This window comes from Pseudoalteromonas umbrosa, assembly GCF_030125375.1.
Lineage (GTDB): Bacteria > Pseudomonadota > Gammaproteobacteria > Enterobacterales > Alteromonadaceae > Pseudoalteromonas > Pseudoalteromonas umbrosa.
This window is the reverse complement of record NZ_JASJUU010000007.1, coordinates 350,781-363,621: the sequence shown is the minus strand read 5'-3', so window position 1 is coordinate 363,621 and position 12,841 is coordinate 350,781. Positions and strand designations below refer to the sequence as shown.

The window sequence follows — 12,841 nt, the reverse complement described above, 5'->3', positions numbered from 1 at the left end:
TGTCCCGTACAACTAGACGGTATCAATTTTCAGGGCGATAGGCTTTGCCTGATGTGATCCACTCAGGTGCAGGCATATCACGTAAGTAGTGGTCAAAATACTCCATCATGCGCACTGAGAAATCCACTTGATTCGGGAACTGCTTCAAGTGATGTGGCTCACCTTCATATTGTAAGAATATAGCGTCTTTATTATGGCGTCGTAGTGCTAAGTAGTATTGGATACCTTCTTGCCATGGTACCGCGCCATCTTTGTCCCCAAACATCAGTAGAATCGGCGTATTCACCTTATCTGCAAAAAATACCGGCGAGTTCTCAATGTATAACTCAGGCGCTTCTGTCAACGTTTTACCAATTCGACTTTGCCCTGTTTCGTACTGGAATTGACGAGCAAGGCCTGATTTTAAACGGATTCCGCTGTATGCAGAAGTCATGTTTGATACCGGGGCACCAGATACGACGGCTTTAAACATATCTGTTTGTGTCACAGCAAAAGCGCTTTGATAACCAGCCCAAGAGTGGCCTTGTAAACCAATTTTATTTTTGTCAGCAACACCCATATCAATCAGCTTTTGCGCTGCATTGATCAAGGTTTGTGTTGATGATGGTCCCGGCTTGCCAATTTCAAAGCGAATATCTGGTAAAAATACAGCGTAACCGTTGGACGTGAACATTGGGAAATTAGGTCTGTGGTTGAGTTCCATTTTAGGGAAGTCATACATGCGTTGACTCATGTATCGATAGAAATAAATAACCACAGGGAGCTTTTGACCTGGTTTATAATCAGCAGGCTTGATAAGCACACCTTGCAGGTTTTCGCCATTGTAGCCCTTATATTGAACCAGTTCAGGTTTTTGACCCCAAGCAAATTTACTCACTTGCGGGTTAAGGTTGGTAATTTGTTGAGCTTGTGTAAATTGGCTATCTGTTTGCCAATAATCAGGGAACTGGTGATAGCTTTGCTGAGTGAAAATAAACTTATCTGCATGCTTTGCTTTTTTCACCAGATCAAATCGGGTTTTCCCTTCTAGTACGGTTTCTAGTTTACCGGTTTCAAGACTTAGTTTAGCAACATGCGTTTGCTTATTTCGTAAGTTATGGGCAGATAAAAAGAGCGTCTCGTCTTTTGCAAAGCCGACCTGCTTTTTATCTAGGTTGATCACACGATAGCGAGTGTTGGTTTCTTTTCCAGCCGTTAGGCGCTTAGCTTTGCCTGTCGCGCTATCAAAAGCCCAGATATCGTATTTACTGTAGGCATATAAGGTGCTGCCATCTTTTTGCCATCCAGCAAAGCCATAACCTGGATTTGGTTCTGGGTAATCATGCTGGTCATCCGCGAAAATCGCTTGGCGAACAGCTTGGCTGACCGCGTGTTCCTTTTGTTGGTGTAAGTCTTTTAGCCAAATTTGGTCGTTAAGAAAATAAGCAGCATGTCGTCCCGTTGGAGACAGTGAAGGCTGATTTGGCGAGTCTTTAACAATATAGCCTTTTGCACCTGTACTGACTTTGACTGCATAATAATCGGCATAAAAGCCTTTATACATGACTTTTTCTAGGTAAGGCTGGTCATTTTTACCTAATAAGAAACCGGCTTCTGTATTGAGGGTGACATCGCGCACTGTTTCATCAGCTAGCTGAACAACCTTCTGCGACTCTATATGATAAACCGCTTGGTATTGGCGTTCGCGGTTGGTTTTTTTCCACGTATTTTGTTCGCGGGTTTTAATCTCAGGGTCATTATTGTGCCAAATTTGTAGCCCAGATTGTTGGCGAATGGTATTAAAGTCTCTTAAAGAGGTGTCATTATTATATTTGAGCTCTTCTACCTTGTCGCTTAGCAGTGGGCGGTTTTCAAAATAGAGTCGTTCACCTTGCTCAGACCATTCGAGATTTGCCGTTTTTGAACTATACCAGCCAGCTGGATTTTCTATGGTACTTAGCTTGTCCGTGTTTGCATCCCAAAGTGTCACTTCGTAGCTGCGACGACGTTTATCTTCGTTTACGTAGTTGCCAAGGTTAAATGCCACAATGCTAGAATAGGGATGCCACGCTATTGCACTGACTGTAATGCCAGGCTCACTAAATAAAGGACTGGTTGTGTTGTTTGTTAAGTCTAGATACTGAACTTGATTATTGGCACCAGTTTCATCATGTTGACTGAATAGTACACCATACTCGGCGGGGCTTAAGCCATAATTAACAACATTATCAAAGCGTTGTGTTTGGCTTGTTGTTAAATCGACAACTACTAATGTCAGCGGCTTATCTTTTTTATCTGCGCTGATTTTAGGGGCGTCTGCGCTTTGCGTTGCGTCTTTTGGCTCTGTTTTTTTATCTTCGCGATAGGCTAACCAGCGGCCATCATCACTGAGTTGATAGTCTTTGACGTGCTCGAAGCGCTGTTGCTTCCCTGTTTGCGTATTTACAAGTACCAGATTGCTTTTTAGTGCTTTTTTTTCTTTTTTACTGGCTGTTTCCAACGCAAGCAAAGTCGGAGTTTGAATAAACGCAGCCCAAGTAGCCGATTTATTCAAATGTGCTTTTGTACCACGTTCAACAGTCGCGAGCAGCTTATTCGTAGCTAGGTTATATACTTGCCCCTGTGCATTTCCTCGATAAGGCTTGGCACTAAATGCGAGCACTTTGCCATCTTCAGCTAATTGCGTGCCTTGTGCATATTTGAAGTCAAAAACATCGGAGAATTCGAGTTGGGCTTTGTTGGCCATTACTTGACCAGAAAATAAAGCCGCTGCTATAAGCGAATAAGTATACTTCATGATTCTGTCTATTTTATTTATTGAGTGTGTCTTTGTAACACTTTTAATGCTTAAACAAAATCATGCTGCGTTATGTGGGAGTGAAAAAGCGTTAGAAGCGGTTAGGTACCGCTTCTAGTTACAACCAAATGCGTTGTAGTTCTTGCCAATGATTGGTGAAAGTTGCAGTGGGTTTAGCTTTAAAATCACTGCGAACGAATTGATTCATTTTGCCTTCAACATGTGCTAAGAATAAATTGGCGAGTGCTGCTTCATCACTGTTGAATGCTTTACCTTCTCTCAGCTTTCTTTCTCTTAAAACTTGCTTGAATTGTGTTTCAAGTTTTTCGAATAGGCTTTGCACACGTTCTCTCAAACGCTCTTGTTCACCTTGCAGTGCGTCACCTGTTAAAATGCGTGTAATACCAGGGTTTTTCTCAGAGAAGGTCAGTAGCAAGTGAAGAATATTATACACGCGACTTTGCGTATCTTTTTCATTTTCTAAAATGATGTTGATCCTTGAAAGCAACGTGTCTTCAATAAATTCGATTAGCCCCTCAAACATTCTCGCTTTACTTGGAAAATGACGGTATAGAGCGGCTTCTGAAACGCCTACTTCAGCTGCGAGCTTTGCAGTTGTGATCCGTTGACCTGGGCTAGTTTCAAGCATTTGCGCAAGAGATTGAAGAATTTGCTCTTTGCGATTACTGCGTTTAGTCGCTGGCATGAACTTTCCTTTAATAATTATCGTTATTCTGGTCTGTATGGTGTGTTTTTATTAGGTCCATACTTGATAAAGACCTATGTTAATGTTTTATTCAGCTTCTTTCCAGCCTTTTAACACTAGGTCAACTAAGTTTACCTGCAATTGCTTTAATGACAGTGAGTGCTAACTCTGTTTTGCTAGAAGTTGGTAATGTTCGTTGTTCATTTGCCCAAAATAAAGTTAAGGCATTGTTATCTGAGTTAAAACCAAGACCTTCTTGTGAAACATCGTTGGCGCAAATCATATCAAGGTGCTTGTTTTTTAATTTGCCCAGTGCATATTGCTGAATATCTTGAGTTTCAGCAGCAAAGCCAACTGTATAAGGGCGTTTATCCTGTAAAGCTGCCACTGACGCAATAATATCAGGGTTTTTGACTAGAGTAAGCGTCATTTCATTGCCCTGTTTTTTGATTTTTTGGTCGGCAATATCAGCTGCGCGATAGTCTGCAACGGCGGCACATCCAATAAATATATCTGACTGTGGTGCCAGTTTGAGCGCAGCTTCATGCATTTCAGTGGCACTGCTAACTGTCGTGATATTTAAATCTTGTGGCGCTGCTATATTAACAGGCCCTGAAATTAAATTGACTGTTGCGCCTAGGGTGTGTGCTGCATGTGCTAGGGCATAGCCCATCTTGCCAGAACTATGATTGGTGATATATCGCACTGGGTCGAGTGCTTCACGAGTGGGTCCTGCGGTAATCGTTACAGTTCGACCTTTAAGCAATTTTGGTGTTGGGTTAAGTGCTGTAATACAGTGCCCTAATAGCTCCATGGGCTCTAGCATTCGCCCTTTACCAACATCACCACATGCTTGCTCACCACTGCCTGGTCCCCATATGGCTACGCCATAAGTCGATAGCATTGCTAAGTTTTTTTGTGTGGCTGGGTGCGCATACATTTGCTGGTTCATTGCTGGCGCAATAGCAACTTTAGCAGGTGTAGCAAGCACTAAAGTTGTCAGCAGGTCATCAGCAATACCATTGGCCATCTTGGCGATTGTATTACAAGTCGCGGGCGCGATTAATATCAAATCAGCCCATTTGGCAAACTCAATATGCCCCATTGCAGCTTCAGCTTGCGGGTCGAGTAGGGAGTCTGATACTGGCTCTCCGGAAACAGCTTGCATGGTTAACGGGGTAATAAATTGCTTTGCAGAGTCTGTCATCACAACTTTGACTTCGCAATGTTGCTCTTTTAAGCGTCTTACAAGCTCTGCGCATTTATACGCAGCAATACCACCGCTTATTCCCAATACTATTTTTTTGCCAGCTAAGTTCATCTTCACATTTCCACAGCTTAAACTGGGCTAAAGATATCACAGCCACTAGGTTGTTTTGAATCATACAGTGTATAACTGCGTAAATAAGCTCGTTTTGGGCGTTTTTTTTATTGGCTGGCATGTTACATAAAGAGCTAAGACTAAGGAATAAGCACCGTTACAAGGAGAGAGCATGCAGCTTACCCAATTACCAAAACATACTAGGCCTAGGGAGAAGTTGCTGAATGAGGGGCCTGGTGCGCTCAGTGATGCCGAGCTTTTGGCTATTTTTCTGCGCACCGGTGTAACTGGCATGAATGCGATTGAACTCGCAGATTCTTTATTGCAACAATGTGAGTCACTACAGCGTTTATTTAATGCTTCGCAGGCTGAATTTGTCGCGCTAAAAGGAGTGGGGGAGGCTAAATATGTACAATTTCAGGCAGTTTTGGAGCTTTGCAAGCGATATTTAAAAGAGGGATGCAAACGCGAATATAAGTTTGAAAGCCCGGCCATGGTCCACAATTATTTGAGCATGCAATTAAAGGGCTTAGAGCATGAGGTATTTATGGTGTTATATCTGGATAGCCAGTATCAACTCATTAATGATGAAATATTATTTCGGGGTACGATTAATTCTGCTTCAGTGTACCCTCGGGAGGTGGTTAAAGCTGCGTTAAAACACAATGCGGCAGCAATTATTTTTGCCCATAATCACCCATCAGGTATCAGTGAACCAAGCCGTGCAGATAAAATTTTGACAGAGAAACTACAAAAAGCTTTAGCATTAATGGATATCAAAGTCTTAGATCACATCATTGTTGCGGGAAATCGCTGCGTTTCATTTGCCGATATGGGCCTACTATGAGCTTTTATTGAGCATTTTTAGGCTGCAAACCGTTATTTCGCTTAAATTTTATAAAATAGTTTAATTTAAATGCAGTTTTTACTTTCCACAGGGGCCTATGATCATTATAATTGGCCGCTATCAAATTTTACCCATGAGCTGACTAGGATACCATCAGGTCCTTGATCTCTGCCTGCAGATGCTGTATAAAGAGCGCCCTTTGTTTTTACCCGGGGCACACCAGTGTAAGGCCTAAGGGGAAATTAAGCTCGAGCGAAGTTATTGGAGATACATAGACATGTCTAAAGTCTGTCAAGTTACAGGTAAGCGCCCGGTTGTTGGTAACAACCGTTCACACGCGCGCAACGCAACTAAGCGTCGTTTCCTACCTAACCTACAAACACACCGTTTCTGGGTTGAAAGTGAAAAGCGTTTCGTTACTCTACGTACTACTACTAAAGGTATGCGTATTATTGATAAAAAAGGCATCGACGCGGTATTAGTAGATATCCGTGCTCGCGGCGAAAAAGTATAAGGAGCTAAATCATGCGTGATAAGATCCGTTTAGTTTCAACTGCTGGTACTGGTTATTTCTACACTACCGACAAGAACAAGCGTAACATGCCTGAAAAAATGGAGATCAAAAAGTACGATCCTAAAGTACGTAAGCACGTGATCTTCAAAGAAGCGAAAATCAAGTAATTTTTGCTTTAAGATTTGAAAAACCCAGTCTTGTACTGGGTTTTTTGTTGCCTGAAATTTACAGACTTGAAGGTATGTCAAAGTCTGAGAGCGTGTATATCACCTTGCATAGGCTTTAACTTAATATATGTAATAGCATCATCATTGATAGTGTATTGATGCACAAAACCATCAGGCTGTGCTAGTACACGTTGTTGCTGTTTTGTCTCGATGTCGTAGTACCAAATACCATCATCCGGCTTATAGTAATAAATATTGCCAGCCAATATTCGCCAATTGAGCCAGTTGATGTTACTCACATGAGGGAGCAATAGTAGCTCTTTACCTTCGTCTATTGTCCAAATCCCACTGACGTGTCGTTTTGTATAGTAAAGTTGGTTTTGATAATAATATCCGCTATATCCCCCGTTATTTGTAAGTTGTGTATGACTCTGTTTTATTCGGTCAAATAACCACAGTTGCCACTCTCCTTGCTTATTACTGCTATAAATTATTTGCTCACCGTTGTCATGATAGTTGGCCACATATGCTTTGTGCTTAGGGTCAATGACTTGCTGTAAGTCGTGTGTGTTTAAATCAAGTTCAAGCAAGGCACCTTGTTTTTCAAATAGAATAGTCTCTGTTACTGGGTGTGGTTGGTAACGTTTAAATCCAAATTCAAAAGGCAAAGCAAGTTTTGTTGTTTGGTTATTTCTGATTATCCATAGCTCATGTTGTTGCTCTGTATTAGACACATAAATTAAGTGCCCTTCGTTAGTGCGCTGTGGTAATCGGTTGAGCGCAGCATTGTCAAATAATGACTGGCTTTGCTTGCGTTTGATATGAAACGCTTTCACTTCGGAGCTGATATGGTACTGGCTGTGTATCAGTAGATCCTTTTCTTTAACTTGTGTAATGGCCAAAGATTCAATTGGATAGCTGGTATTTTTGATCCTTTCTATTTGATTGGTATCAATATCAAGTTGATATAGAGAGTGTTGTTCGCTGAAGTAGAGTGCGTCTTCACCAAAGCCCATCGCTGTTATCGCTCCTGCAAACTTTGTCATTTGTATTGTTTTTAACGACTCGCTATTTACAAGGTGAATTTCTGTGAGATCGGGCGCTAGGTAGCGAGCGTACGCAAAGAGCTCTTTTTTTGGATGCGCAGCTAATAAGTAGTCACCTTTCATATCATAATGTTCCGCTGGCAATGAGGCTTGAATGAGCTTTTGACTATTTAGTAAAAACTTAAATATGGTAAATGGACTGGCATTATTTTCCCGGGCTCTTATGAATATAGCTTTGTTATCATGCTGCCAAGCAAGCTTTAAGTTAGCCATATTGCTGCAGTCAAAAGCATCAGTATCAGTTACATCATCTATTGTGTGTAACTTAACACTGCACTGCTCTTCTTGTTGAGTAACATAAGCGATGTATTGACCATCAGCGCTCATACTGTGTGACTGGAGTTGTGCGGTTGTAATAGGCAATAAATGAGTCTGCTGTGTATTTAAGTCTTTGAGGTAGAGATGTTGGGTACCTTGCGCATGGTTGGTGTTAAGGTAAGTGAGCTTGCCATTAAAAGAGGTGCTAGCTCTTGTCTCAATGCCAGCATGTGCAGTGAGCCTTTCTAATTGCAAAGGGGATGGAATTGGATCATGCCCGCTTAATGACCATCGAATGGCGTAAAATACGATGGCGATAAAAACGAGTAGACAAATTGAGAGCAAAACGGCTTGATTAATTATCTGTTTTTTTTGTGGGGCTGATGTTGTTACATCTGCACTAAATACATAGCCGATTTTAGGTTTGGTTTGAATAATGCTGGAATTGGGTTGGAGGGTTTCTAAGTGCTGGCGAAGTTTTGATATGGCTTTGTTAATCGCACTGTCTGATACAATACGACCGTCCCAAGCTAAATCAATGAGTGTATCTCGCGTTAGGATTACATGGTTATTGGCAATGAAGACAGACAGCAATTGAAATGATTTAGCTTCTAAATATACTTGCTCATTGGCTACTGACAAAGTCCTTTGCTGCGTATCAAAGGTAATTCCATTGATGATGTATTTCATTTTTATTATTGATTATTATAAATATTTTTTTGGTAAGGAAAAGCTCTTAACTTAGTCTCACTCAGGTTATGATTTCAATGTATCAGCTTCATTATATTAAACGCAACGAAAATTGGAGCTGTGATTATGAGAGTACAACTAGGTCTTTTTTTATTTATTTTCTTGCTACAAGCCTGTGGTGGCGGTCAGAGTGAGGGGACTGGAATAAGCCCCATAAAGAATACTGAGACCTCAGCCACTGACAAATCATCCATGCGACTGTCTTTGTCTGGTCAACATTATATTGTCGCTTTTCCTCAAGGGGGTATCGACCCCGCTCGAGCATATAAGTTACTACTTGCCTTTCATGGCTCGGGCCAAAGTGAGCTGGGCATGCAGTCAATGACTCAATTAGAAACATTGAGTGATGAATACATTGTTGTTTATCCGAAATCGCAGGAAGTTGAATGGGACGAAGGGTGTAGCTGTAATATCGCGTCACGATTGGGGGCAAACGATGTCAACTTTGTTGTTCAGTTAGTTGAAAAAATGCATCGTGATTATAATTTACTCGAAGGGGAAAATTACGCAGTAGGATACTCACAAGGCGGATTATTTAGTCAGAATATGTTGTGCAAGCACAGCGATATCTTTAGGGCTGTTGTTAGTGTGGGTGCCCCCATGTCAGCGCAATTAGGACGTACTTGCCAGATCTCAGAACCCACCCATTACATGTTGGTTCAAGGCACTGCTGATAAGGTATTACCTTATACGGGCTATGTAGATAACAACTTTCCTCTGCTGTCTGCACCTGATGCTATCGAAGTCATTGCCGAGCAAAATGGACTAGATCTAGATTACACTGAGGATCAATACAATGCGTCGGTCACTGAACGCGTTTATCAGTCTGAGCAAGGTGTGACGAATAAATTGATCTCTATTCAAGGTGGGGGGCATCAATGGTCATTTTCACACTATGATACCGCAAATGAAATCTTAGATTTTTTTACAGAGCATAGCCAATATCCAATAATGGAAGGATCGGCTTTATATAACGTTGACTCAAAAAGGTATCATGTTAGAAGCTTAGGTGATGACTCAGCGGCTGGAGATATCGTGATTTTACCTGGCGCTAATCGATTTTTTCACAGCGATTCTGCATGGGCTGCTTTAATTCAGCCTTTGTTGGCAAAGCACAGTCGAGTACATGTAATTGATAGGCTTGGGAGTGCTTGGAGTGGCTCAAGTGATACACCTTCACAGGCTAGTTTTGCCGCTGATTTACCAGGTTTATTGGCATTACTTGAGATAGAAAAAGTCACACTGTTATCATTTTCGAATGCAAATTTAACGACTTTAATGTATTTAGCTGAGCCCAACCCAGATATTGATATTAACGGGGTTGTCTGGGTCGACCCTGATGTCATTATGGCGCATTCAATCCAACTATATCAGAGTGGTCCTGTTGCAGAGCTTAGAGCATACCCTGAGATATTCTTAGAGCATGTGGCTGCAGGTAATTGGAGCGACAAGAGCATGGAGAGAATAGCCATAGAGCGAGCTGAGATCGAGTCACTTATCCCTGATATTTATCAAGAAGACATGGATTGGGCCTATTATGATTTGGTGACAAATCAGCGTGCCGATATTGATAAACAAGTAACGCGTATAAAGGAAATGATGAGCTATCATGATGATTTAGAGACGGTCAGTCATTTGAACCTAGCATTGAGTGTGCCTGTGAGTATCGTAGATGGTGATTTTGAGCGTCATGATATAGCGCTTGCTTCAGAGGATGACAAACCTGCTTTGATAAAATGGCAAGAAGAGGGGAGTTTTTGGAGCCAGTCTCTGGCTAATGACACTGGCGGTCATTATTACCCTTTACAGAATACCAGTCATCAACTTTTCTTTGAGCACCCTGATACGGTGATTGATGCGGTTTTAGCTTTTCATCAAGCCCAGTAGTTATCAATGCGTGGGCATGATGGATATAAAAAAACCGAAGCATAAGCTTCGGTTTTTTATTACAAATCTGCGATTAAGCAAATGCATCCTGAAGTGGTGGTACTACTTGCTTTTTACGGCTTAGTACACCATCAAGCCAAACGCGGCTTTGCTCAGGCGCTTGACCATAGGCTTTTTCGATAATGCCTTCATCGTTTGATGCAATCAGCATTTGCGAGCCTTCTTTCATGATATCAGTAAGAAGCAGTAGTACTGAATGACGACCGCCTTCTTCTTTTAATTTTGCGATATCTGCTTCTAGGTCTGCTTTGATTTCGTCAAATACAGACAGGTCGATGACTTCTAGCTGACCGATACCAACTAGGTTACCGTTCATGTTAAAGTCTTTAAAGTCACGCATTACAAGATCGCGAGCCGGCGTGCCTTCAACCGCTGATTTTACTTTGAACATTTCCATGCCAAACGCTTTGAAATCTTCAATACCAGCAATCTCTGCTAATACTTCAACACATTTGATATCTGCTGTTGTACATGTCGGTGATTTGAAAATAACCGTATCAGATAAAATTGCGCCTAACATCAGGCCTGCGATGTCCTTAGGAATTTCAACACCGTAAAAGTCATACATCATCTTGATGATGGTGTTACTACAACCAACTGGACGGATCCAACACTCAAGTGGCGTTGAAGTGGTTAAATCACCTAGTTTATGGTGATCAACAACACCGACAACGGTTGCTTCGTCAATGTCATCAGGTGCTTGTGTTTTTTCAGTATGATCAACGATATACACTTCTTCACCTGCATAGCTTAATTTAAGCTCTGGGGCTTCGAAGCCAAAGCGATCTAAAATAAACTGTGTTTCTGGTGATACATCACCTAAACGAGTAGGAATTGCTTCTTCACCAATTTGGTTTTTAAGGTAAGACAGTGCAATTGCACCACAAATTGAATCAGAATCAGGGATTTTATGACCCACTACATACATTGCCATTGACGGACTCCTAAAAAATTTTGTCGCTTATTTTAGCAAAAATTAATCACATTAATACAGTGTCAGACTGGTTTTGGACCTAGAAAATAGTCTAAGCTGCGATTGTGAAATTAAAATAGGCCAATGAATTAAAGTACAGCTCGGCTTCTTAGCAATGTATAGTACTATGATCTAATTAATCTTCTTGTAAGTATCTATGGGGCCAATATGGGGTTAAGTCGCAAAGCTTGGAATAATGTGGTGATTTTTTCCATGTTGATCATGATCTTTTTTCTCAATGGGCTTCATCATAAACTCAATCCGCAACAAGCTGAATTTGAACGAGTTATGGTCTTGCCTGAACAAAGCTTTGTATTGGCTATGGCTTACCCCGGGGTTAAAATTGAGCGTATTGGCACAACGTGGCGTATTGATAATAAACTGATTGAACCCGCGCAAGACGAGTACACTGAGCAGGATCTTGTGCACATAGTTCAGCAGTGGCAAAGCCTTGAATTACAAACGGTCGCACCACAGCAGTTTAATCCAGACTCTGCTATTTCAGTGGTGACTTTTTGGTTAGCGGGGGAGGAGTTGCCGCTGAGTTATCAGTTATATCGAACGCAAGAAGTCTACTTTCTGTTTGCTAAACGCCAGCAGCAGTGGCTAGAGCTCAGTGCAGATACTGCCAAACAATTATTTAAACCAATAGAAATTTAGTTATGCCAGAATTACCAGAAGTTGAAGTTAGTCGTTTAGGTATTGAGCCTCATATCAAGGGGCGAACGGTTGAAGAGGTTCGTATTCACAACGGTCGCTTGCGTTGGCCTGTGCCTGAAGAAGTTGCCCAGCTGGAGCGCACTGCCATTTTGGCAGTTAAGCGCAGAGCCAAGTATTTATTATTAGAAAGTGAGGCTGGGACCGGCATTTTGCATTTGGGCATGTCAGGCAACTTACGTGTTGTTGAAAAAAACGAGCCCTTAAAAAAACATGATCATGTTGAGCTACTTTTTGATAATGGGCTTGCGTTGCGACTCAATGATCCGCGTCGGTTTGGTGCATTTTTATGGCAGGAACCGGATCAGCAGCACAGTTGCTTTGCTAAATTAGGCCCGGAGCCTTTAACCGACCTTTTTGATGCTAACCATTTATACCAAGCCAGTCGTGGTAAAAAAGTCGCGGTGAAGCAGTTTATTATGGATAACCATGTGGTGGTTGGGGTCGGCAATATTTACGCCAATGAATCTTTGTTTAAAGCGGGGATCCACCCAAAACGTGAAGCCGGTAAAATTTCTTTGGCACGATATCAAAAGCTGACGCCAATTATTAAAGAAACGCTGGCCGCTGCAATTGAGCAAGGGGGCACAACATTAAAAGATTTTGCCCAAAGTGACGGTAAGCCGGGTTATTTTGCACAAGAGTTACTGGTCTATGGCCGTAAAGGCGAGCCTTGCGTGCAATGCGAGACCATTTTACAAGAGATCAGGTTAGGTCAGCGCAGCACAGTCTATTGTACTAAGTGCCAGCGCTGACAAT

The 12,841-nt window shown here is 41.8% G+C and carries 11 protein-coding genes; 6 read left to right on the top strand and 5 right to left on the bottom strand.

What is annotated here, in order from left to right; all coding sequences use genetic code 11:
- Window positions 1–22: 22 nt before the first annotated feature.
- The 3 genes from QNM16_RS21135 to coaBC all read right to left on the bottom strand — a co-directional run bounded on the left by QNM16_RS21135 (window position 23) and on the right by coaBC (window position 4,803).
- Window positions 23–2,776 carry a S9 family peptidase gene (locus QNM16_RS21135; RefSeq protein WP_284022254.1) on the bottom strand — a complete coding sequence of 918 codons (2,754 nt, stop codon included), beginning with the start codon at window positions 2,774–2,776 and terminating at the stop codon, window positions 23–25.
- Window positions 2,777–2,894: 118 nt separating this feature from the next.
- Window positions 2,895–3,482, bottom strand: a complete 588-nt coding sequence (gene slmA, locus QNM16_RS21130) for a nucleoid occlusion factor SlmA (RefSeq protein ID WP_284022253.1) — start codon at window positions 3,480–3,482, stop codon at window positions 2,895–2,897.
- Window positions 3,483–3,603: 121 nt separating this feature from the next.
- Window positions 3,604–4,803 (bottom strand): bifunctional phosphopantothenoylcysteine decarboxylase/phosphopantothenate--cysteine ligase CoaBC, encoded by a 1,200-nt coding sequence (coaBC, locus tag QNM16_RS21125; protein WP_284022252.1) that lies wholly within the window; start codon window positions 4,801–4,803, stop codon window positions 3,604–3,606.
- Window positions 4,804–4,975: 172 nt separating this feature from the next.
- On the opposite strand from coaBC, the gene radC reads away from it, so the two are divergent.
- The 3 genes from radC (at window position 4,976) to rpmG (ending at window position 6,331) form a co-directional block, all read left to right on the top strand.
- Window positions 4,976–5,650: a RadC family protein gene (radC, locus tag QNM16_RS21120; RefSeq protein WP_284022251.1), complete on the top strand. Its 675-nt coding sequence runs from the start codon at window positions 4,976–4,978 to the stop codon at window positions 5,648–5,650.
- A 277-nt stretch (window positions 5,651–5,927) separates the two neighbouring features.
- Window positions 5,928–6,164, top strand: a complete 237-nt coding sequence (gene rpmB, locus QNM16_RS21115) for a 50S ribosomal protein L28 (protein ID WP_023397288.1) — start codon at window positions 5,928–5,930, stop codon at window positions 6,162–6,164.
- Window positions 6,165–6,175: 11 nt separating this feature from the next.
- Entirely contained in the window at window positions 6,176–6,331 is a 156-nt protein-coding gene (gene rpmG / locus QNM16_RS21110; protein ID WP_005493124.1) for a 50S ribosomal protein L33, read from the top strand.
- Window positions 6,332–6,408: 77 nt separating this feature from the next.
- On the opposite strand, the gene QNM16_RS21105 is transcribed toward rpmG, so the two are convergent.
- Window positions 6,409–8,385, bottom strand: coding sequence for a winged helix-turn-helix domain-containing protein (locus tag QNM16_RS21105; protein WP_284022250.1), 1,977 nt, complete (start codon window positions 8,383–8,385; stop codon window positions 6,409–6,411).
- A gap of 126 nt (window positions 8,386–8,511) precedes the next feature.
- On the opposite strand from QNM16_RS21105, the gene QNM16_RS21100 reads away from it, so the two are divergent.
- On the top strand, window positions 8,512–10,332 hold the full coding sequence (locus QNM16_RS21100; RefSeq protein WP_284022249.1) for an alpha/beta fold hydrolase: 1,821 nt from the start codon (window positions 8,512–8,514) through the stop codon (window positions 10,330–10,332).
- Window positions 10,333–10,405: 73 nt separating this feature from the next.
- Here QNM16_RS21100 and QNM16_RS21095 read toward each other — a convergent pair whose 3' ends face one another.
- Window positions 10,406–11,326, bottom strand: a complete 921-nt coding sequence (locus tag QNM16_RS21095; RefSeq protein ID WP_237138094.1) for a manganese-dependent inorganic pyrophosphatase — start codon at window positions 11,324–11,326, stop codon at window positions 10,406–10,408.
- A gap of 207 nt (window positions 11,327–11,533) precedes the next feature.
- On the opposite strand from QNM16_RS21095, the gene QNM16_RS21090 reads away from it, so the two are divergent.
- Both QNM16_RS21090 and mutM read left to right on the top strand, forming a co-directional pair.
- Window positions 11,534–12,025, top strand: coding sequence for a hypothetical protein (locus QNM16_RS21090; RefSeq protein WP_284022248.1), 492 nt, complete (start codon window positions 11,534–11,536; stop codon window positions 12,023–12,025).
- Window positions 12,026–12,027: 2 nt separating this feature from the next.
- Window positions 12,028–12,837 (top strand): bifunctional DNA-formamidopyrimidine glycosylase/DNA-(apurinic or apyrimidinic site) lyase, encoded by an 810-nt coding sequence (gene mutM, locus QNM16_RS21085; protein WP_284022247.1) that lies wholly within the window; start codon window positions 12,028–12,030, stop codon window positions 12,835–12,837.
- The last annotated feature ends 4 nt before the right edge of the window (window positions 12,838–12,841 follow it).